The organism is Methanospirillum sp. (assembly GCF_035406105.1).
In the GTDB taxonomy this organism is placed as follows: Archaea; Halobacteriota; Methanomicrobia; order Methanomicrobiales; family Methanospirillaceae; genus Methanospirillum.
This window is the reverse complement of sequence record NZ_DAONKG010000012.1, coordinates 1-21114: the sequence shown is the minus strand read 5'-3', so window position 1 is coordinate 21114 and position 21114 is coordinate 1. Positions and strand designations below refer to the sequence as shown.

At 42.5% G+C, this 21114-nt stretch carries 29 protein-coding genes; 11 read left to right on the top strand and 18 right to left on the bottom strand.

Annotation, left to right across the window (positions count from 1 at the left end):
* Both PLA23_RS01400 and PLA23_RS01395 read right to left on the bottom strand, forming a co-directional pair.
* Positions 1–203: DUF2193 family protein (locus PLA23_RS01400; protein WP_324473694.1), on the bottom strand; the 203-nt coding region annotated here is incomplete at its 3' end.
* Between the two features lie 219 nt (positions 204–422).
* On the bottom strand, positions 423–641 hold the full coding sequence (locus PLA23_RS01395) for a hypothetical protein (protein ID WP_324473692.1): 219 nt from the start codon (positions 639–641) through the stop codon (positions 423–425).
* On the opposite strand from PLA23_RS01395, the gene PLA23_RS01390 reads away from it, so the two are divergent.
* The 3 genes from PLA23_RS01390 to PLA23_RS01380 all read left to right on the top strand — a co-directional run bounded on the left by PLA23_RS01390 (position 562) and on the right by PLA23_RS01380 (position 2335).
* Positions 562–810, top strand: coding sequence for a hypothetical protein (locus PLA23_RS01390; RefSeq protein WP_502883585.1), 249 nt, complete (start codon positions 562–564; stop codon positions 808–810). The genes PLA23_RS01395 and PLA23_RS01390 overlap by 80 nt on opposite strands.
* A gap of 51 nt (positions 811–861) precedes the next feature.
* On the top strand, positions 862–1095 hold the full coding sequence (locus PLA23_RS01385) for a hypothetical protein (protein ID WP_324327988.1): 234 nt from the start codon (positions 862–864) through the stop codon (positions 1093–1095).
* A 301-nt stretch (positions 1096–1396) separates the two neighbouring features.
* Positions 1397–2335, top strand: coding sequence for a hypothetical protein (locus PLA23_RS01380; protein WP_324327986.1), 939 nt, complete (start codon positions 1397–1399; stop codon positions 2333–2335).
* A 120-nt stretch (positions 2336–2455) separates the two neighbouring features.
* Here PLA23_RS01380 and PLA23_RS01375 read toward each other — a convergent pair whose 3' ends face one another.
* The 8 genes from PLA23_RS01375 to PLA23_RS01340 all read right to left on the bottom strand — a co-directional run bounded on the left by PLA23_RS01375 (position 2456) and on the right by PLA23_RS01340 (position 5995).
* On the bottom strand, positions 2456–2662 hold the full coding sequence (locus PLA23_RS01375) for a hypothetical protein (RefSeq protein ID WP_324473688.1): 207 nt from the start codon (positions 2660–2662) through the stop codon (positions 2456–2458).
* Between the two features lie 210 nt (positions 2663–2872).
* A complete protein-coding gene (locus tag PLA23_RS01370; RefSeq protein ID WP_324327984.1) occupies positions 2873–3229 on the bottom strand; it encodes a putative zinc-binding protein in 357 nt (118 codons plus the stop codon).
* 18 nt (positions 3230–3247) lie between these two features.
* Positions 3248–3703, bottom strand: coding sequence for a putative zinc-binding protein (locus PLA23_RS01365; protein WP_324327982.1), 456 nt, complete (start codon positions 3701–3703; stop codon positions 3248–3250).
* Complete coding sequence (locus tag PLA23_RS01360) at positions 3703–3942, bottom strand: thioredoxin family protein (protein ID WP_324327980.1); 240 nt, start codon at positions 3940–3942, stop codon at positions 3703–3705. The genes PLA23_RS01365 and PLA23_RS01360 overlap by 1 nt, the downstream gene beginning before the upstream one ends.
* Before the next feature lie 127 nt (positions 3943–4069).
* Complete coding sequence (locus PLA23_RS01355; protein ID WP_324473686.1) at positions 4070–4198, bottom strand: DUF169 domain-containing protein; 129 nt, start codon at positions 4196–4198, stop codon at positions 4070–4072.
* Between the two features lie 278 nt (positions 4199–4476).
* Positions 4477–4725, bottom strand: a complete 249-nt coding sequence (locus tag PLA23_RS01350) for a hypothetical protein (protein WP_324327977.1) — start codon at positions 4723–4725, stop codon at positions 4477–4479.
* A gap of 5 nt (positions 4726–4730) precedes the next feature.
* Positions 4731–5801, bottom strand: coding sequence for a permease (locus tag PLA23_RS01345; RefSeq protein WP_324473685.1), 1071 nt, complete (start codon positions 5799–5801; stop codon positions 4731–4733).
* Positions 5802–5806: 5 nt separating this feature from the next.
* Entirely contained in the window at positions 5807–5995 is a 189-nt protein-coding gene (locus PLA23_RS01340) for a hypothetical protein (RefSeq protein ID WP_324327974.1), read from the bottom strand.
* Positions 5996–6906: 911 nt separating this feature from the next.
* On the opposite strand from PLA23_RS01340, the gene PLA23_RS01335 reads away from it, so the two are divergent.
* On the top strand, positions 6907–7125 hold the full coding sequence (locus tag PLA23_RS01335) for a permease (RefSeq protein ID WP_324328010.1): 219 nt from the start codon (positions 6907–6909) through the stop codon (positions 7123–7125).
* A 270-nt stretch (positions 7126–7395) separates the two neighbouring features.
* On the opposite strand, the gene PLA23_RS01330 is transcribed toward PLA23_RS01335, so the two are convergent.
* From PLA23_RS01330 to arsB, 4 genes are all read right to left on the bottom strand, one after another.
* The gene (locus PLA23_RS01330; RefSeq protein WP_324327972.1) at positions 7396–7860 is read right to left on the bottom strand and encodes a nitrophenyl compound nitroreductase subunit ArsF family protein; all 465 of its coding nucleotides are present in this window, start codon (positions 7858–7860) and stop codon (positions 7396–7398) included.
* Positions 7861–8050: 190 nt separating this feature from the next.
* The gene (locus PLA23_RS01325) at positions 8051–8782 is read right to left on the bottom strand and encodes an aromatic aminobenezylarsenical efflux permease ArsG family transporter (RefSeq protein WP_324327970.1); all 732 of its coding nucleotides are present in this window, start codon (positions 8780–8782) and stop codon (positions 8051–8053) included.
* Positions 8779–9264 (bottom strand): nitrophenyl compound nitroreductase subunit ArsF family protein, encoded by a 486-nt coding sequence (locus PLA23_RS01320; RefSeq protein WP_324327968.1) that lies wholly within the window; start codon positions 9262–9264, stop codon positions 8779–8781. Before PLA23_RS01320 ends, PLA23_RS01325 begins: the two co-directional genes overlap by 4 nt.
* A gap of 107 nt (positions 9265–9371) precedes the next feature.
* On the bottom strand, positions 9372–10586 hold the full coding sequence (gene arsB / locus PLA23_RS01315) for an ACR3 family arsenite efflux transporter (protein ID WP_324473684.1): 1215 nt from the start codon (positions 10584–10586) through the stop codon (positions 9372–9374).
* A 258-nt stretch (positions 10587–10844) separates the two neighbouring features.
* On the opposite strand from arsB, the gene PLA23_RS01310 reads away from it, so the two are divergent.
* Genes PLA23_RS01310 through PLA23_RS01300 form a run of 3 tightly spaced genes read left to right on the top strand, consistent with a single transcriptional unit; the run spans position 10845 to position 11970 of the window.
* Positions 10845–11276 (top strand): arsenate reductase ArsC, encoded by a 432-nt coding sequence (locus PLA23_RS01310; protein WP_324327966.1) that lies wholly within the window; start codon positions 10845–10847, stop codon positions 11274–11276.
* A 39-nt stretch (positions 11277–11315) separates the two neighbouring features.
* Entirely contained in the window at positions 11316–11639 is a 324-nt protein-coding gene (locus tag PLA23_RS01305; protein WP_324327964.1) for a DUF166 family protein, read from the top strand.
* Complete coding sequence (locus tag PLA23_RS01300; RefSeq protein ID WP_324328008.1) at positions 11611–11970, top strand: DUF166 family protein; 360 nt, start codon at positions 11611–11613, stop codon at positions 11968–11970. The genes PLA23_RS01305 and PLA23_RS01300 overlap by 29 nt, the downstream gene beginning before the upstream one ends.
* 12 nt (positions 11971–11982) lie before the next feature.
* Here PLA23_RS01300 and PLA23_RS01295 read toward each other — a convergent pair whose 3' ends face one another.
* A complete protein-coding gene (locus tag PLA23_RS01295) occupies positions 11983–12696 on the bottom strand; it encodes a hypothetical protein (RefSeq protein WP_324327962.1) in 714 nt (237 codons plus the stop codon).
* Between the two features lie 654 nt (positions 12697–13350).
* Between PLA23_RS01295 and PLA23_RS01290 the strand changes: the two genes are divergently transcribed.
* Both PLA23_RS01290 and PLA23_RS01285 read left to right on the top strand, forming a co-directional pair.
* The gene (locus tag PLA23_RS01290; RefSeq protein WP_324327960.1) at positions 13351–13653 is read left to right on the top strand and encodes a hypothetical protein; all 303 of its coding nucleotides are present in this window, start codon (positions 13351–13353) and stop codon (positions 13651–13653) included.
* Between the two features lie 108 nt (positions 13654–13761).
* Positions 13762–14340 (top strand): manganese efflux pump MntP, encoded by a 579-nt coding sequence (locus PLA23_RS01285; RefSeq protein WP_324327958.1) that lies wholly within the window; start codon positions 13762–13764, stop codon positions 14338–14340.
* A gap of 378 nt (positions 14341–14718) precedes the next feature.
* Here PLA23_RS01285 and PLA23_RS01280 read toward each other — a convergent pair whose 3' ends face one another.
* The 3 genes from PLA23_RS01280 to ercA all read right to left on the bottom strand — a co-directional run bounded on the left by PLA23_RS01280 (position 14719) and on the right by ercA (position 17278).
* Positions 14719–14940, bottom strand: a complete 222-nt coding sequence (locus PLA23_RS01280) for a hypothetical protein (protein ID WP_324473683.1) — start codon at positions 14938–14940, stop codon at positions 14719–14721.
* A 312-nt stretch (positions 14941–15252) separates the two neighbouring features.
* Positions 15253–16131: an ATP-binding protein gene (locus PLA23_RS01275; RefSeq protein ID WP_324473681.1), complete on the bottom strand. Its 879-nt coding sequence runs from the start codon at positions 16129–16131 to the stop codon at positions 15253–15255.
* The gene (gene ercA, locus PLA23_RS01270) at positions 16115–17278 is read right to left on the bottom strand and encodes an alcohol dehydrogenase-like regulatory protein ErcA (RefSeq protein ID WP_324473679.1); all 1164 of its coding nucleotides are present in this window, start codon (positions 17276–17278) and stop codon (positions 16115–16117) included. Before ercA ends, PLA23_RS01275 begins: the two co-directional genes overlap by 17 nt.
* A gap of 276 nt (positions 17279–17554) precedes the next feature.
* Between ercA and PLA23_RS01265 the strand changes: the two genes are divergently transcribed.
* A complete protein-coding gene (locus PLA23_RS01265; protein WP_324473677.1) occupies positions 17555–18907 on the top strand; it encodes a PP2C family protein-serine/threonine phosphatase in 1353 nt (450 codons plus the stop codon).
* Positions 18908–19065: 158 nt separating this feature from the next.
* Positions 19066–20577, top strand: a complete 1512-nt coding sequence (gene ppcA, locus PLA23_RS01260) for a phosphoenolpyruvate carboxylase (RefSeq protein ID WP_324473675.1) — start codon at positions 19066–19068, stop codon at positions 20575–20577.
* Positions 20578–21114 lie beyond the last annotated feature (537 nt).

Sequence of the window (21114 nt, the reverse complement as noted above, 5' to 3'; positions counted from 1 at the left end):
AAATGCGCTTTTACGGATTCGGTGTGGAGAGCGAAAACGGCAGCAGATTGCTCTTCGATGGGTTTCATCTGCTGTACTGCATCAAGATATGGCTGAGCATCGGCAACCTCAAAATTCTGCCCTCTCTTTTTTCGGACGGTTTCTACATCCGCCCGCTGTGCTGCCATAGCCTCAGCAATCATTTTTGCATACAATTTTGTCATTTTCATTCACCTCACATTCTTCTGACATCCTTATGGGCACACCATTTCGGGTCAGATATTTGTGAGTCAACTTCAAATGAATTAAAAGTATTCATAAGCCATGCCTGAACTGAAAAAACTATAAATTGATGTCCGATTCTTCACATCTCAAGGATTATATCTTTTTAAGATAACATGTGCCCCTAATCTGTGTATTGCCCTACTACGGCGATTTTCCGATTACAACTCTCCGTCTTTATCACAGTGCTCTTTTTTATTGTAGAGCTGACAGCCGGCTTTCTTTCTGGTTCCCTTGCACTCATAAACGGTGCAGGGCATATGTTGAGTGTTCTCCTTTCCTTGCTTCTCTCTCGTGACAATGATTCTTGCAACGAGCATTGCAACTCCAAAGAGGACATACGGGCTGCACCGGACAGAGATATTGCCTGCATGTATCAATGGCATACTCCTGGTCATAGTCGGTCTGATTATTCTCCGGGAAGCATACCCGTGTCTCCTCTCTCCTGCCCCCATTCAAAGCGGAAATAATTATCAGGACCGCCATTGGAACTATCAGGGAGACGATCTCTGTTCTCTTTCAGTTCGCTCCCCGGTCGGTTCGTTTTGACGAAGTAATTGCAGAGATCAGGTTTTTTCCAGGCGTGGAGGATGTAATCATATGCATCTTTGGAGCCTCTGTTCTACCATCCATATGCTTGATACCGATGTATATTCCTGTGTCCGGGATGTGGATCAGATAGAACCAATGAAACAGGAAATCAAGGAACACCTCAGGAAGTATCAGATCCTCTCCTCTACGCTTGAGTTTGAATGCAAAGAATGTGTTAATTGTTCGTTAATTGAACCTGTTCATAATCATCCCGTCTGGTATGTCTGCCGGTTTTCGTGGTAAACCAAAATAATAAATAAATCGAACACGCATTTCAATAATTGTTGAATCTTCAATCGATTCTGTTCATCTCAGTCAGAAGTCTGAAGAAGGAATATTCACGAAATAATATGGTAAAGATATGATTTCCATAAGAAAAAACCAAAACGGAATTGTATTGGTCCTAGTCGCAACTATTTGCGCTTCCCTCATGCTAATGGCCGGAGTAAGTGCCGCAGAATTTGATAACTCATCTGCGAATTCCCCCGAAAAGTCAGCAATACATTTCTTTTACAGTCCTTTGTGTTCCTCCTGTCACAAGGTTATGCCATATATTGAACAATATGAAAAAGCACATCCGGACGTTCGTATCCAATATCACAATATCGCCGATAACCAAGATGACATTCTCTTGTTTGAGACATTCAGAAAGATGCATCCGGAAGAGGTATTGTTTGTACCGGTGATTTTTATTGGAGATCATGCACTTATCGGTGAGGATGCTATTTTTTCAAATTTTGAACAGAAGGTGGGTGAAATTCAGACTCATGGCCCCCCCAAGGTTATCGATGATCGCTCTGCTCCTGTAGAACCCATAACGATTAATCCTGTGATTCTTGTTTTGGCAGCATTAGGAGAAGGATTAAATCCATGTGGTCTTCTGGTCCTCGCCCTTCTGCTGGTCTCACTTATGGCGTCAGATTCCCGGAAGACCATTCTCCTGGTAGGTTCGGCATACATTCTGGCTTTTTTCCTGGTCAGGGTCTTATCCGGATTTGCGATCTTTTCAGTCATCCAGATTCCGGGTGTTGCTCGGATATTCCTAATCGCTGCAGGAATCATTGCAATTATCGCCGGACTGTTCCAGATAAAAGATGGTCTTTTAAAAAATCCACACGCACTCTTTTCAATACCCCAGTCAAAGAAAAGTTCTATCTCTAAATATCTTAAGATCGCAAGTATTCCTGCAGGATTTATCGTTGGTGCGCTGACAGGTCTGTATGGAATGGCCTGCACGGTGGGGATATACATTTCAATACTTGGGATGATATATCAGGATTTCCAGTCCGGTCTATTGTATCTTCTTGCATATAACTTTGTAGTTATACTCCCCCTCATTGCTATTCTTCTCCTGGTGATCTTTGGTCTTTCTCCGGAGAAACTGAATTCATGGAGAGATGAGCGAAAGAGTCTGCTTAGAATTATTATCGGGGTTATCATGCTAATAATGGGAATCATTATTCTGGTTCCGATTTTTACTTAATTTTTTATGAGAACTGTATATTTTAAAAAAGCCTTTCAATCCATATCTAAAACCACAATACTATTCAAGAGAAGGATCGGAATTTTTGGGAGGAGTGATATTTTTATCATACGGATAAAATTATAGAAAGCCAATCATCATTGAAGATGATGTCTGCCCAAACCGGGTAAGTTGGTCTGTGTTTTCTAAATAGTCAACATTCACGTGTCTGAAGATGATTTTCCCTTCATCCATTTCCGTTCTGAATGACCTATTCATTGCTTCTTCCACCAGTTCCATAAGCACCCGGCAGGAGTAACAATGACGGGTTTCGTGAAAATGATACACTTCCAGTGATTTTGGGGGTGGAGTTCTATATGATGTGCATTTTTTTGAAGAGAGATTTTTCTAAAGTAAAAATCTGTTTACATCCGCATCCGCCGGAGAGAATACCAATGAAAGGAATACTGCCAAAAGTAATAGGGGTATCAGAATCCCTGCTCTCGGCTTTTTCTGGATTAAGATGCAATAAGGAGAGTAAATCACCGGAGATAGGATTTACCGGATTTTTTCCCGAATAACAGATGTCAGAAGTTCAATCTCATCAAAACGTGGATCTTCCATACCATTCTTTACAATCCCACATTCGGTGGCGATAATATGAATATCCGGTTCATATCCATGTTCCCTGAGTTTTTTCCTCCCGCAACAGTCATTACACCCGTCAACAACCAGTATGTGGTCAGCATGAATGAGGGCATCTTTCATCTTGTTTGCTTCCGCCCTGGCAGGAAGACACACTTCAATCTGACCCGGGCATCGCTGGATAAGTATCTCACCAACTTTTGCTGTAAGTTTACCGGTGTTTGAGATCCCTGAACAGGTGATTACCGTAATTTCCGAATCATATGACATTATACAAAGAAGAGATTTTTAAACGCAATTTCCGCCGCAACCACACCCTCCGGAAGAGTTTTTCTTTTCAGTGTCTGATTCTTTGTTTTTTCCTTCCCCTTTCCAGGCGGCAGAGACAATACACTCAACCTGTTCCTTTGTAAAAGTTCGGTCTGCCGAATTTTTCGTAACCCCAAGCTCAGTCACAACCAGGTGCTGATGAACCGGAACTCCAGCCTGCTCAACAATTTTTCGTGCACATTTCATCCCGCATCCATCTATGGCGACAACTTCTTGAACTTCGCGGCCACGCTCAGCAAGAGACTCTGATCCGGATGCAAGAAGGGCAGTACAAACAAAACTGCCATATCCCTCGTCAGATAATTGAATTGCTGCCTGGTTTGAAATCTGCCCGGTATTCGCTTGTCCTGAGCATGGAAAAATCAATCGGATCTTTTCACTTTGTCCACAGCTGCATGGTGCCTGCTCTGTCATTATGCACTCTCCTTGATGATTTCAATGATCTCATTGACTGTTGGAACCCGACCGGCAATAACTTCTTCTCCGTCAAGGAACAGGGACGGAGTCATCATTACTCCTCTGCTCACGATATCCTCCAGGGCCTCAATTTTTATTACCTCAGCCTGAATTCCGGATTTTTTTACGGCTTCAGTTACATTGTCATACATTCGTTTGCATTTCGTGCATCCAGTACCTAAAATTTCAAGTTTCATATTTCACCTTATTTTGAAATACTTTTGTTGTTTAAGTATATCATCTTTTGTTTAGAGAGAGGCACATCCCGTCCATGCATATTCCTCTTTCAAACATCTGCTCTGCAACTTTCTTATCCGAGACAAATCAGAATCCGATTAGACCTTTTCCGGTCCGGAGTGGTTCAGGGAGAGGTTTGAATCCAAATGCCCGGGCAGCTCCTGGACACGTGATATTTTCCCTGGCAATACTTATCTCTCCATGTCGTGCCCGCATCAGTCCCTGGCAAAAACGCATCGGAATTTTTTTGCTCATCATCCGCTGATGAGCTTGCTGGATTTTGAACAAATTTTACTCCGATGGGTGATCCCTTCAATCCAAGGATTGTTCGTAAAGACATTGCCTGATTTCGGATTTTTTCAGGGTTTGTTGCATGTTGCATAATATTACAATAATTGTTGAGAGGCATTCGTGCATATCTCATAGGGGTATTCCGGTTCATTCGATGAATGGGAGTCAGGCTGTGAGATACTGCAGGTTTCAGGTATTCTTTTTCAGGATTTGTTATACTCCGCTACAATTGCTTTCGCATACATCTCCTCAGCACCTTTGGAGATGTAATTGTACACTTTCACCTTCTTAAGCAGAATCTCTTTTATCTGCTGCTCAGAAGTGAGATTCATCTCCTTTACCTCGGAGATTATCTCATCCAGCATGGTAATACCAGTTGGGATCCCATTTACCGGGATCATTTTTATCCGCCGGAGTGCATCCGCCGGACAACAGGGTTTGTCTCCAGTCATTTTGATCAGAGCCCGCTGTTTCCGAATACATATCCGGCAATTGTGGAGAAGATTACAACAAGTACCACATATACTCCGGTCTTTTTTGGACCCATGACCCGCGTGAGTACCAAGATACTTGGCAGACTTATCGAAGGGCCGGTCAGCAGGAGCGAGAGAGCAGGTCCTTTTGCCATATTTCCGGAAAGGTATCCAAGGGTCGTTCCGATAACTGGTACTTCAAGGAGGGTTGGCATATAGAGAATTGCTCCGATTATTGCCGCGATAAAGTTTGCAAGGAGAGAATTGTCTCCGATATATGGTTTGAAGGTCTCCGGAGGGATAAAGAACGAGAGAACTCCCAGGGCAAAAGTTCCTATCACCAGAATTGGGAATATTTTCTTTGTCAGATCCCAGATCTCATATCCCCATTCGGTAACTTCGTCACGACTAAAATAGTAAATGAGTAGGAACGCAACCGCCATTGAGAGGAAGTAGACGATCAGGAGCCTGATAAAGATGTCAAGTTTTGATGTTGCAATTAGCAGAATACCAATCAGAAAGATGAAGAATGCCAGTACAACCCATTTTGGCCGTTCCTCTTCTCCGGAAGGAATCCGTGGATTCTTTTTTGCTTGTGCCCGGACATTGTCATCATGCTCTTTAAAAATGAGTGCCATGAGAAGACCGATAACTATTGACAGAAGAATTGCCGAGGTAGCGCGGGCAATTCCAATGTCAAGTCCGAGGACTTTTGCAGAGTAGACGATTGCAAGAATGTTTATCGCCGGCCCTGCATAGAGGAACGTGATAGCCGGACCAATGCCACTTCCTTTTTTAAGAATTCCGGCAAACATTGGTAAAATTGTACAACTGCAGACTGCGAGGACAGTGCCTGATACAGAAGCAATTCCATAACTTACTGATTTTCTGGCATCCGGGCTGAAATATTTTAAAATCGCATCCTTTTTAACAAATGCTGCTATTCCTCCGGCGATAAAAAAAGCAGGAATAAGACAGGTAATAACATGTTCAGAGAGGTATGCAACGAGGGTTGACCATCCTAGCAGGATTGCTCCGGTAAGAATATCTATCATTGATATCACTTGTTTTCCATAATTTTTGGTCCATTCTGTTCTATTTGAAGACTACGGCAGCACGGGCAGCACCCTCCCTGCATGATCATTCTTCGCATGACAAGCATCATCAGGAGCATCATGATTGCACAGATAATCAGTATCCCGATAATGAAATAAACGGGAAATCCAAAGAATGGCATCATAAATGGCATGATTTTTCACATCACATGTTTTCTGACAGTTCATCAGAATATTTCAACATTTATTGAATTAGCATTCGAAACTATATAAGAGTGTCTCTCTCACAAATTACGGTTGTTCCGTGTAAAAGAAATGCAAGGATTTTTATTCACTAAAGATTCTCTCTTGGCTGGATCATATATTGGGTATTTCTGGTACCCTAAGGGTAAATCGAACTCATTCCGATCTCTGAAGAATAATAAAATCCCCCTCGATACCGAGAGTGGTTTTTGTGTTTTTCCTGGAGTCTCCAAAAACCGCCCGATTAACGCATTCCTGATCCTCTCTCCGGTCACTCCGCAGGTAACGTTAAAAAATTAGCAACATTTTCTCTTATATCTTGTAACAGTTGGAAGTATCATTGGTAGCGCATGTCGATTATACTCCGGACCGATTCCCTATTGCGTTTTTTTCAAGAGATATCTTTCGTTTTCTATGTTCTTATTGCAGTGCGATGTGTTTTGTAACAAAACATTATTGCCAGTCGTTTCAGAGAAAAATCTGCGATAGATAAAAAAGGCATTCACGAACATTTCGCTTTCATAATTTTTATCGGATTTACCACCGGTATTCGGATGGTGATAACGAATGCGTTCTTACTGGTTTCCCTATTATATAAGAAATGGAACGAACCAAAATAAAAAAGGAATTATTCTTTATATTCTTTGTTTTATTCAGCAGAAAAGCAGGTTCTTTCTTTAGGAACATGATCCACCTTCATTTTTCTGATCGTTCTCCGGAATCACTTTGGTTTGTAATGCATAGCAGATCATGGCAGATTGCGATAAAAAGTATCTGAAGGGAACACATGATTACGTATACACAGATTTTCTGGCAACATAATATTGAATTACGTTCTCTATGGTAGTCATCTCGGGTATTCATCCCCATAAGTGCCGTTCTCCTAGAAAAAGGAATGGGAATCGGTGCGGTAATGGCCCTCATAATTGGCGGTGCAGGGGCAAGTATACCAGAAGTAACATTACTGGCTTTTATCTTTGAAAAAAGATTGGTAATAGCATTTGTAGGAACGGTGTTGGGGGTTGCAGTTCTGGCCGGATTGTTGTTTCAGATACTTGCAAATGTAGGTATAATCACTTGAATTAAAAAATCCATACTCTCAATTTTTCCATGGTGGAAAGGGTATTAACAGACCCTTCACCGTCATCCGTTCATCATTTCCCCCTGACACCATGATTGATTCCGTTCAGGAAAAGAGAATGATTTCTTTCTGAATATGACACTCCGCTTGATTGTAATGTTTTGCCAGTTAATCCCAGCTACTCTGAATTCGTTCGAGGGTGTTATTATAAAGATTATACTCACCACTCCATGTCCGAATATTCAGAAATGAACTCATTGAAAAATGAGTTTATTCGGAAAAGTCACCCGCAAGACGTTTTTTAATAAGTTCTTTCAGATATGTCATGGATTCATCTTTTTTTCCTGCCAGATACCATACTTTTATATTCTCTTCTTTATGGAAACCATTTTGATCATAGACACCAATCATGAGTGATGATCCGCTCACTTCATACTTTTTTACCAGTTCGGCATTTGCGGGATCCTGAAAATTGATATGGTCAAAGATGATTTTCCTGCTTTCTAATTCATTTGGGAAGTACGTCTTTATCGTATCTTCTGCATTTTTCCCCATTGTTGTGCAGGTATAACATCCATGTGTCGGGTGGAAATGATAGACTTCAACTTTTTCAACTGATGATTCCGTTGTATTGGTAATGGCTGCAGAGCCAACCGTAATTACGGTCATGAGAATGACTACAACAAGAATAAACGCTTCTATGATAAAATTTTGGTTATCTATTAATAATTTCATACGATTACTCCAAAAGGAATTGCTGAATAAACCGTCAGATGAATATTTCCGGGAGGCATGATGAAGAGAAAAGACACGGGAAATGATTTTGTAAAAAAATCCGGATATATTATCATCTGCCTTAGATTCAATTTTATTTGAATCTTATATATAGTTTTCTGAAAAAAGAAACTTCCGCTGTATTTTCCTGTTAACCAGGTAGATACACATTGAGTGTATAATATACACCGATTATTATGAAAAGTACAGCAACTATCCGTCGAAATAGCACTTCGGTATTCTGTACTTTGTTCATCACTGCTCCACACCGGCCAACACCGGTTGAAAGAAGGGCTGCGAAGATGATAACCGGAAGTCCGGTTGCTATACCAAATAAAAGAGGAACACCAACCGGGTCCTGGATACTTAATGCCAGAGGGACGAGCATGCCAAAGAAGAGAACAGCACTGAAGGGACAAAAACTAAGTGCAAATAATACCCCCAGAAGAAACCCTCCAAAAAACCCTTTATTAATGATTTTTTTTGAAAGATTTTCTTTCAGATTTGAAAGACCCTCATGTTCAAATTTCATACTGATGGGAATGATTTCAAGCATGACAATACCACAAATCAGAAGAATCGGTCCTAACAGGAGATCGCCATACTGCTGAAGAAATAGTGATATTGACTGAACTTTCAGACCACCCATAACAATGAGAGCTGCAATACCCACATAAACAAGTGATCTTCCGAGCGTGTACAAACACCCAACAAGAAAGGTATGTCTCCCGGATGAGAGGTTTCGGGAGATATATGCAATGGCAGTAATATTAGTAGCCAGCGGACAGGGACTTATGGCCATCATCAGGCCTATGAAAAAGGCAGCAACAAGGGGAATATCACTACTTCCCATTGCTTCCATAAACGACATGAGGTCACTCAAGACTGCTCACCCTTCAGAAATGGATCCAGAATTCCTGTCAAATATCTGGCATATTCTTCTTCATTTCCAATTCTATACCAGAGCCCTACGAGGTCCTGTTTTGTAAATGAATCTTTAGTGTACACTCCTAGCATCAGCGAAGAAGATACCACTTCATATTTTTGTACGACATCCCTGTTATCAGGATCTTCTGCATTGATATGACCAAATACGAGTTTCCCAGATGCTAATTCATCCGAATAATTTTGTTTCACTACTTTCTCAGCCAGATCTCCAAGGAGAATACAGGAATAACATTGTTGATTACCATGAAAATGGTAGAGTTCCACTTTGGTAATCTCCGGCAATTTAGAAGGTAAAACAGTTCCATTTTTCCCCTGTGATTCATTACCGGAACTGGTTCCTGTACATCCGGCAAAGAGCGTGAGAAAAAGAGCACATAAAATGAGTGCTCCGGTTATCGTAAGATCCCTTTTTTTCATTCAGAAACTCCACATAGATAATTTTCACAAATGTACCAAAAACTGATTATTGATTTTCACGTAAGGTATTACAAACTTTCTTGAATTTCCCTCACTCTGAAAAAAGATTATGCCGGAATATGCCCCTTCGCCGGAAACCACCCTCTTGTGAGGAGACAGATCCTTACAAGCATAAGCATAGTTGGAACTTCTATGAGAACCCCGACAACAGTTGCGAGAGCTGCTCCTGATGAAAGGCCGAAGAGAATTGTTGCGGTCGCTATGGCTACTTCAAAATGGTTTGATGCTCCGATCATGGCAGTAGGAGCAGCATCTTCATAGGAAAATCTCCACGCTTTTGATAGGGCATACCCGAGCGAAAAGATAAGTAGCGTCTGAATGAATAATGGAATTGCAATCCAGAGAATTGTGAGAGGATCCTTTACAATAACCTCTCCCTTAAAAGTGAAGAGCAGGATCAACGTGACTAACAGTGCCAAGATCGTCACCGGCGTCAAAAAATGCATAAATTTTGTTTTAAACCATTCTTCACCTTTATACCTGATCAGAAGAATCCTTGATACATATCCACAGACCAGGGGAAGAGCAACATAAATTGCAATGGATAATGCAAGAGCTTCCCATGGAACTGGTAATTGTCCGACTCCTAGGAGAAACCCTCCGAGTGGTCCATACAGAACGAGCATTGAAAGAGAGTTTATTGCTACCATAACCAGGGTATGCCCGTCATTTCCTTTTGCCAGGTATCCCCAGACCAGAACCATTGCCGTGCAGGGAGCAATACCGAGTAGGATACATCCAGCTAAATAGCTCCTCCAGAGAGGAATCTCAAGCATCTTTACCCCGTTTTCCAGTACTACTGTTCCATCTCCATATGACGAACCAACGGGAAGATCCACTCCAAATGGCATTTTGATAAGATCAACAGCATCAGGGCCGATAAACTGAAGGAATAGATATCCAAGGAAGACAGTGGCAATGATATACATCGTAAATGGTTTAATAGCCCAGTTTACAAAAAGAGTCAGACTCACCGGTTTGATATTCTTTCCTGCTTTCAACACTTCAGAAAAATCGATCTTGACCATAATGGGATACATCATAAAAAACAGACAGAGCGCTATGGGTATTGAAATAATTGGGGCTTCTCCACTATAAACTGAGAGACTGTCCAGATATTTTGCCACATTTGGAGCGTATCTACCAAAGAGAATTCCAAGAGCAATACATATCAATACCCATATGGAAAGATACTTCTCAAAAAAACCGAGTTTTTTTGGTTTTTGTTGGGTAGTTTTTTGAATGTGGTCTGATGTGCTCATAGCGATCACAATTGTGATTCAATTTCATTTGAAATTTCTCTTACATATATTTCACGTATGTATCTGGACAATTGTATGTTCACTCGTCCTGTCAGAATAAAGGGAATGATATGGTGTCAGACGGAAAATATTCTCTCTGTTTTTCGTATATCAGCCAGAGTAAAGTCAGTATTTATAATTTTCATCATTTCTTATTTCTATAGAGTATATTGAGAGAATCGTTATAGCATCGTATGAATAACAACTATTGCTTTGATTATGAATAAGCCGAGTATATTGTTTATTTGTACCCACAACTCTGCCAGATCACAGATAGCAGAAGGATATATCAATAACCGGTATGGCGATCGGTATACTGCCTATAGTGCTGGAACAGAAGTTACACACATCCATCCTCTTGCAATAGAAGTAATGAATGAACGTGGAATTGATATATCTGGTCAAAGATCCAAAGCTCTCTCAGAATTTATTGATTCCGATATTGATATTGTCGTAACAGTGTGTGATGGAGCGAAAGCAGTCTGTCCGGTCTTCCCCGGAGTGAAGCACACGATTCATAAGGAATTTATGGATCCCTCTGCCGCCACGGGTTCTGATGAAGAGAAACGGGAGATTTTTCGCAGAGTACGGGATGAAATAATTCAATGGATTGATATGAATGTTCAACCAGGTGGTACCCTCGCTGTCTGATGGAAATCTCAAACTCTATTGCAACTCCTGATTCATTATGTGCTGATTGATGTGAAGATTGGGGTAGTCAGCGACGGCCAGTATGGCGAGCGGACATTTGAGCAGATTCGAAGACGCTTCCCTACCGAATGGATCCTTCTGCCGTACCCCTCGTCTTCAGTCATTGATGAGATCACCGTGACTCTCCCTCCTTGTGATCTGTCCATTTCTTATCTTCGACATCCGGACATTGCTCTGGTACTTATCCGGAAGAGGAGTTCTGTCCTGCTTGGGGTAAACCTTGGTCGAGGGTTTATTATCCAGGCCCACGCGATCAATCCGGCAATAATCGGGCCTGAAACAATGTGTTCTCTCCTTTCTTAATACTGATGTCTGGCAAATAAATGAGTTTGCAAAAGTGTTTGGACGACCTGTTTTCTTCCTGATAATGGATGGAGACCGTGTAGAATGGTGCTATCCGCTCAGACGATCACTATGTGGTGCTACTGATGCAGCAGCACGAGTTTTATTGGGGAAAATTCTACATCATAAAACGGCAAACTCGTTTGCTCTTTCAATATGTCATAATTGCCGCGCTCCCCGCTTTGGCAGGACATGCGATAAGGAAAAAGCCGGGAATATTCACCTTGAATCACTCATGCTCGCTCTGAAAGGAGTACATCCACTGGTGTGGAATGATCTTACGAGACCATAAAGTATATTCCAACTAAAAATTCAGTTTTGCAGGTATTGCTTTTGCCTTTTCTTCTTCACCTTTTGGAACCGGAACAGTAATCTCAAAGGGTTCATAAATTTTAGCTCCGGTGATCTGGTAAAACCTGAAAACAAGGGTCGGTTCTTTCTCATCACGATATGATACTCCGGTAAAACTATATAAGAATCCGGAATACGGGTACACTGTTCCCTCATATATAAGTCCTCTCGTGCTAATCCACGCCTCTGCTGGCATCTTTGCTTTCCTGTTCCTGAAAAATCCGGGTGTAAATTTTGAAATCAGAACCATCAGCCCTGCAATAAGGAGCAGAACAATCCCGGTCTCAATACCACCATCAGGAACAAAGACAATAAAAAACAGGGCACATATCAGGAGCATCCCGTCAATCATAATAAGCAGGGCAGTATTTCTCTTTGTATGCTCTTCATACTCACTTTCAATAATCCGGGCATACCAAGAAGGGTCATAGGTCCAATGAGCCAGAAGGTCTGAATCGTTCACCACCGCATCAAAAGCCCGTGACATTGGGTAAAAGATAATGCCTGCAACAGCAAGGGATGAGAAAAAAAGGAATATGCTGATAAACATCAATGCACATCCGCCATCAAAGCACGGAATGACTACGAGGCCAATAAAAAACAGGATGAGTGAGAATCCGGCAAAGAGGAAGCATTGTATTATTCTGTCTGTACTACTATTTTTCATATGTCTGGAGATGAACAATTGGGAGAGTGGGTATTTATATATTGAGCAGGACCTCCGATGATTTATTTTAAGAATCACTATCTGCAATTTCAATTATTATAAACAGAGATAGTATGACAATATAGGATAGTCCGCTTTACTCCGTAAAACAACCATTTTTTAATTTTCTCCTCCTTGTATCGATGGTGTGCTGGGTATCCGGTGTATCATCACATGTGCATGTATCTTCAGGTACGGATAAGGTTCAGGAAGATCCGTATTCCCCTTTGGGTACCCTGCGGGAATGATTCTGAATGTAACTGCAGATAACGGAATAAATACGTATCTTCTCCATACCGGCAAACCTGCATCATCTCCCCTCTGGTCTCATCACTTTCACCCTGCATCCCTGAACTATTTATACCTGTGAAATGAAGGGCATACGGGTACATTATGACCAGTTCGTTTATCAGCATACCGAAAGATTCATTCACCATCCTGGTTGGATACGCTAGTTTTCTGACCAGGTTGATTGCGGAGATTCCCAGGAAATTTCCGCATGGAAAAATTATCTATATTCACTCAGATGGGGGGCGTATATATCTGCATCCATCTTGTGGGGAGAGGAGTCGGATTACATACATACAAGAGCGCAATATTATAGATCTATTGGCGATGCTCGAGACCGACCCCGCCAGATTAACCATCATTCAGTATGATCCTGAATGGTTTCGTCATAATGAGGAGTATATCGGACCCTTTGGGCATATATGCCGGGAGCGATCACAGAACCGGAAGGCGGTGCTTTTCATCTCTGATTTTTTCGACTATCCAATATCTGAGCTGGAATCAATGGCAGATAAGATGGTCTGTGTTCAGGAAGCTCTCAATTTATGGAAGGATTCTCATGTTCAGACCAGTTCCGGATTGCGTTCCTCACATTTCAAAAAGAGAGGACAACAATGTCTGGTGTTTTGACGGTAAGCGTGCTGATCATGCAATAAAAGGAGATTATAGCTGTTATTTTCTCTGTTTTTTGTTTTCAGATAGCCTCTTTCGTAAGAACCCCTAATTATATAAGGTATCATGGATCTCCTTTTCACATCCGTTTTCATAGGTATCGGTCTTGCAATGGATTGTCTTGCAGTCTCCTTTGCTGTCGGCGGTCATCAGAAGAGCTCCCGCTTACGGGCGGCACTTATTCTGGCGCTTTTCTTCGGTGGGTTTCAGAGTGGTATGACTCTGCTTGGATGGCTGCTTGGTTCAGGTTTTGCTGATGCCATTGCTGCATTTGATCACTGGGTTGCAGCAGGACTTCTTTTCATCATCGGTGGAAAAATGATCCTGGATGGGATAAAAGACGGGCATGAGGAGGAGGCACCTGACATTTTCAATCTGGTTGCAGTTCTGATTCTTGCTGTTGCGACCAGCATTGATGCCCTTGCTGTAGGTCTCAGTTTTGCACTGCTGCATATCACTCCTCTTATCCCGGCATTTATAATCGGCCTGATATCAGGGTTTTTTTCAATCGGAGGTGTATTTACAGGAGGAAAAGTCGGTCATCTGGTCGGAAAGCGGATAGATCTGCTCGGGGGATGCATCCTGATTCTTATCGGTGTCCGAATAGTACTTGAACATACGATATGGAACGGAAATGGTGTGTAATCCTCCCTCTTTAGGGGGGGGAGGAATATTCTGAGAGGTACTGGAAAAGTACCCCTGTCAACCCTACAATAAGGTCGATTACCGCGAGTAAGGGTATAATAGCGGATGACTCCGGTGGTTTCATATCAGGGATATCATTTTACAAGCCAGAAATATGGATCACTCACAAAGGAAATCATACACGAATCTCCTGCGAACATGAGGATCCGGGATGCCGGTTTATTCTGAAAAGTCACTACCTTTTGATAAAATCTATGCGATAGTCGCGGCTAAAACCATCCGTGATCCTGACGCTGCCTGAAGTGTTGCAGCAAGTATGAAAGGCTGGAGTAATCCCGGAATAGTTCCTGATATCGGGCTATATATCTCTTCAGGGTATTATCCTGCCACAATGACTTCTCCAGGTGCCCCGGCACCAGAGAGATCAAGCACAATAAGGCCGGTATATTTTGTTCCCTCATGAATACCGATTTGACGTGCTTCTTTTTCAACGGTCATCATGGCAATCATGAGTCCATAATAGAGAGCTACGGAAATGGTTGAGAAATATGAGATAGCTGGAATAATTAGGCCAAGTCCAGCCAGGATACATGGTGTCATGACCTGGCCCCATGCTCTGATGCAAAAACGTTTTTTAGTCCGCCCTCTCCTCTCAATTACGATACCCCGGGTCATCTTTCATGTATAAAAAGACAAAAGTATTAACATGATTCCTGCGACCGGAATGAGAATACTAAGAAATAAGGGTTATAAATGGAGATTTTTAGCTGCGACTACCGCACAGATTTATCCGAAACCGGGGGGTCTGGATGAGAACATAAACAAGAATCAGACCAAAGATGAGTACTGTATTCATAGTATCCCGGTTTACATGATGCCGTTTTTTATGACCCACGAAGCAGGAGCACTGCATTATGCCTGTTCTCTGATCCGAAAGACACCTCGGGGAATGGTAATTGTAAATCGTGCCCCTATTCCCGGTTTGCCATTCTCGCAAATTGTCATATCTGTAAGGGACAGAATCTCCCGTACCAGAAAAAGCCCGACCCCCCCGGTTATCCCAGTTCTTCGCTCAAATATCTTATTTTTCTGATCCCAGGCTATGCCTTTTCCGTTGTCCTCAAGGATAAGGAAGACTTCATTATCAGAGGTTTTGTAAAAGAACCGGTATGCCGTTGCATGCCCACTATGAATTTTGATATTTTCAAGGAGATAAAAAAAAGCATCTTCAAGTAACGGATCTGCAAATACCTCAAGACCTTCAAGGAAGATACTTCGTTCATACTCTGACATGTCAAGGTGAGAGACGGCAAATACATACGTTTCCATTACATTCTGCCATTTTGGTGGATGAATGCCCAGGTTCTGGTACTGCTTTGCAATATGCAAAACCCGCTCAATTTTTTGCATCTGTGAGAGGGATTTTTCAAGGTATGTCTGAAGGGGTTCCTGGGTTATCGCCTCTTTTGTCAGCGTCAGATACCCGTTTAATGAAAAAAGAGCATTCTGAATATCCTGAAATGTGAGAGAGTTGAGTAGGTTTAATTTTTTCCGTGCGAGGTCCAGAGCTGACTGGATAGTCCGGAGTTCTTCATAATTATGCCGAAGTTCTTCTTCTTTTTGTTGAATCTCTTCTATCGCATCAAGCAGGTCTGCATTACTCTTTTCCAGCTCATGAAGCCGCTGCTGAAGTTCAGGGTAGTAACTCTTTCGTATTGATGATTCTCCAAGGCCGATGATCTTCATCCGCTGGTCATCCCAGTCGGGGTTTTCTTCAGAGTGCTCCTTCATAGATGTGTTCCAGATCGCGTACGCTGGGTCTTCTCGGATTTGTGGCCAGACAGGGATCTCTCATCGCAGATTGTGCAAGTTCTGCGATTGTATCTCTGGAAACGCCAAGATCGCCGAGTCGCTCCCGAATTCCAAGCTCAATTCTCAGGGCCTGAAGAGCAGATAATAACTTCTGTTTTATCTCACTGGGTTCATGGGATGAACAGTCAACATTCATCGCCTGGGCAATCGTTTCGTATCTTTCCGGACATACTTCAAAATTGAAATCAATGACCGATTCAAGGAGCAGTGCATTACATTCCCCGTGGGGAAGATCAGACAGACCACCCAGGCTGTGGGCCAATGCATGTACCGCACCAAGGCTTGCATTTGAAAAGGCAAGGCCTGCGAGGAGACTGCCCAACATGGTCTTATACCGATATCCGATGTGATCCAGGTGATGGTATGCAAGAGGCAGGTACGCACTGATCAGCCGGATTGATTCAAGTGCCTGTATGTCCGTAACCGGTGATGAAGCATTTGACACATATGCTTCGATACTATGAACGAGGGCATCCATACCGGTATGTGCCGTCAGTTCAAACGTGAGGGAGGTAAGAGGGACCGGATCACAGAGTGAAATATCAGGCACAATTTTTTTGCTGATGATGGCAATCTTCACTTTCCTTGTGGTGTCATTAATGATTGCAAACTGAGAGACGTCTGCAGCAGATCCTGATGTTGTCGGTATACAGATAAGGGGAGGGGCAGGTATTCTGACATTATCTACCCCTTCGAACTCTAGAATGTGCTGATTATTGGAAACAACAATGCCAATCCCCTTGGCACAGTCAATCGGACTCCCTCCTCCGACGGCAATAACAGCGTCACAACCGGCCTGACGATACAGATCGGCTCCTTTCATGACTTCGAAATCGCGAGGGTTCGGGGACACATCAGAAAAAATGGTATATCGTATTCCCTCATCCTGCAGGCTTTTTGTTACATCTTCAACCCAGCCGGCACTGATGATCTTCGGACCGGTGACAAGAAATACATGACTTGCACCGAGGTTTTTAGCATATCTTCCCGCAAGTCTGCGGGCATCAACTCCAATAATAAATTCGGGAGCTACAAATTTTCTCAGTTCAAACAGTGTCTCTGTCATGGTCCCGCTCTGAATCCTCTCTCCTCGTAGCAATAATGAACATGAAGATATTTATAGTGCACTGAAATGTGCCGGATCCCATATGAACCAGTTCATGATCCTCTCTCAAGATTATAAATGCAGGTAATCATATGAGTAACGTTTATATGAACTTACAGGGTTCACCTAGTACCCAGAACCATTGTTGATGTTCATATACCATATTGAACCATCATACATTTACATGAACGTATTTACCCCGACCAGGATATCTGACATGACGTACCATTAGGGATTATGGTATTTGAATTAGAACGACTTGTTCAACTCTGTGATGGGGTTGCTGTACTCTCCCTTATTGGATATTTTCTTACCAGAAGCCGGTATGCATCGGTTTTTATGTCTAAAACCATCTCTCCATTCTCTGTTCTTTTTATGGGTCTCATTGGCGGGCTATTTTATCTCTATGGGATTTTGACCAGTGTCCAGATTGGTCCGTATAATATTAGTATCCAGATGCTTGGACCAGTGATGGCCGGGCTTATCGCCGGACCATTCGGAGGAATTCTGGCAGGAATGCTTGGAATTCTCTTAAATTTAGCTATTGGAGAATCAATCGGGATATTTACATGTATCGTAACCTTTCTTGTGGGAATAGTAGGTGGTTTATTCTGGTACCTGCATAAGGATGCCATCATTCGTATGGCTCATGCGTTCGCCCTTGGTTTTCTGGTCGCTGCCGTTCAGTTCTTCATTGATAAAAACGGAGTGAACCCTGATGTGCTTCTGCCTGGTGAAGTAATAGAAGGGACTATAGATCTCTTCCTTCCAACTACTGCAGGATTGTGCATTTTTGTCTTTATAATTAACAATCTACGGCTTGAAGCAGAAAAGAACAAAAAGATATTTCGTATGGAAGGAGAGCTGGAGGCAGCACGACAGATACAGACGGGTTGTCTGCCTGAGCCGAACAGGATATGGGATCAGGTATCACTGTCAGCATCCCTGACTCCTGCGTCGTATATTGGTGGAGACCTTTATGATTATTTAAGCCTTGATGACGAGACCCTGTACTTTGCTCTTGGTGATGTATCAGGAAAAGGGGTTCCTGCTGCACTTCTTATGTCTTCCACCCGGATGATTCTCCGGTCAAAAATTCATACGACCCGGGATCCGTGTTCCCTCATACGAGAAGTCAATCGTTCATTCCTTGAAGATGGTGATTCTAAACAGTTTATCACACTTATTGTCGGGATATTGAATCCACAGACCGGCGACGTAAGGTATTGTAATGCCGGTCATCCACCCCCGTTTCTTATTTCAAAATCAGGGGTATCCATGCTTGAATCTGATGGAAATCTCCCTGCTGGTGTTATGGAGGATGAACCCTATATACCGCATTCGGTCCGGTTAGAGGATGGTGATATCCTTATCATCGTAAGTGATGGTGTCACTGAAGCGGAAAAAGATGGGAAATTATTTGGCACAGAAAACGTTATCAGAGCCTTATCAGAACACATGCCCAAAACTCCACAGAACGTAGTATCTCTGCTGAATCATGAAGTAAGGACCTGGTCTGGTGAAGGTTTTCTCAGTGATGATTGCACGATCCTTGCTATTGGTTATTATCCGAATCAATACAAAGAGTAATTTTTAATTAAATGCCTTCTTCTCAAAGCGGTTTTTAGTTCTGCAATAAGCATCCCGTACATGTCACCGTTATGTGTACGGCTGGACAGTATATGTTCCTGATTCGCCTTCATAATAATCTCACATATGCTTGTGTGAACCTATCAAGGGAATCTCATATGAGGAGCGGCAACCAATGGATAGTGAACATTATGGGCGAGCAGTACGACACAAAAGATACTATTCCCCGCACAATGAGCACTCAGCATCCGGATAATGTCCATACTCCATTTTTTACTGAAAATATTGAATTGACCGGAGAAGATGAAGTAAAGGAGGCGTATTATGTCTATTCTCATCTCGGGTGCACTGAACAGATGTGGGACTGTGAAGGAAAAGAGGTCGATAATTATGTAGTAAAGAAACTCCTCTCCCGGTATGGTGATTATTTTCAGGATCATCATCTCGGGCGTGATCTCTTTCTTACTTTACGTGTTCCAAATCCGGAGGTTGAACGAACCGAAGCGAAGATTCTGCTTGAAACTCTCGGATCCATTCCCCGTTCTTTCGATATCGCCCATCATTTTTACGGTGATCAGCAGGCCCCTATCTTTGAGGTTATTCTTCCCATGACAACCTCGTTTGCAGCAATCGATAACATCTACCAGTATTACTGCGACTTTGTAATTGGGCAGCAGCATAAGCGGCTTGGAGGGCGGGATTTAACGATTGCTGAATGGATAGGCCCTTTTCATCCGGATAAGATCCACGTAATACCGCTTTTTGAGGATAAGGATGGGATGCTGGCCGCTGATTCCATACTCAGAAGGTATTTCCAGGATAAGGATCTGGATTATCAGCGTGTATTTCTTGCCAGATCTGATCCGGCGGTTAATTATGGTCAGATTGGCGCAGTCCTCCTCAATAAAATCGCACTCTGGCGCCTACATCTCCTGTCAGAAGAGGCTGGAATTCCCATTTATCCAATTATTGGTGCCGGATCGGCCCCTTTCAGGGGAAATCTCCGGCCTGATACCGTAAAACGGGTAACCGATGAGTATGCTGGTGCATATACTTTTACAATTCAGTCTGCATTCAAATATGATTCAAATCTTGAAGATGCGATACAAGCAATCCGGTACCTTGAGGAACGTGAAGTCATACCTGCGAGGGAGATTGATGAGCAGTATGCAATTGGACTTATCGATCGGTATGCTGCAGGGTACCAAAAGCAAATTCAGTCCCTTGCTCCGCTGATCAACCGGGTGGCTGCATATGTACCCAGTCGCAGAAAAAGAAAGCTCCATGTAGGATTATTTGGGTATTCCCGGAACATGGGTGGTGTTTCTCTCCCCCGGGCGATTACCGTGACCGCGGCATTGTACTCAGTCGGAATCCCTCCGGAGATTCTGGGATTACAGGCATTGAATGAGAAAGATCGCGAATTCGTCTTTGAAAATTATAAATACATTCTCGATGATCTGAATGATGCCTGCAGGTATCTTAATCCAGATTCTTCATATCTCCCGGAGGAGGTAAAGAAGATTCTCCCGGAATGGATTGATATTGATCCACATCCGGAGCATATGAATCTCTCCTCTCGTATTGAAAAGGCAGTTACGGCCTGCCAGATTGATAGTGTGAATGATTTGATCATCAGGGCTGGGGCGATACGAAAATTTTTGGGTTAAATCCTGAACTTTTTTTACTTTATTTCAGAGTGTTTTATCCTGACTTACATTCGGTTTTCCTACAGAAAAAATGTTCATATAATCCCTCCATATTAGAACACTTTTCTGTTCACAAAAGAATCCCGGCAAAGATGATGGATCTGGCAGTGGGTCATGAAAGAAACTGTAGGAGGTACAGGAAATGACAGATCATCCGGTCAGAATCAGGATGCTAAAGGGAAAACCTTCGAAGATCAAATCAATACATCATATCCCGATTCATGAGATGATCCAAAATACCTCCTCAATCTGGCTTTCCTTCAGAATGCATTATCCGATACCACACAGTTTGAGGATGAGAGCTGGATCTGGGATTTTCGAAGACAAATTATACAGATGTTCCTAATAATTTCTATAATATCAAGAGTATCCCCCAGAAAATGCTTAATGAATTTAAAGATAACCGGAAGGCTGGTGAGCGGCTTATCAAGGATTCAGAAGGGACATTGATTGGATTGTCGGGAATGACCTTCTTCCTTTTTGATCCATTATCCGCTA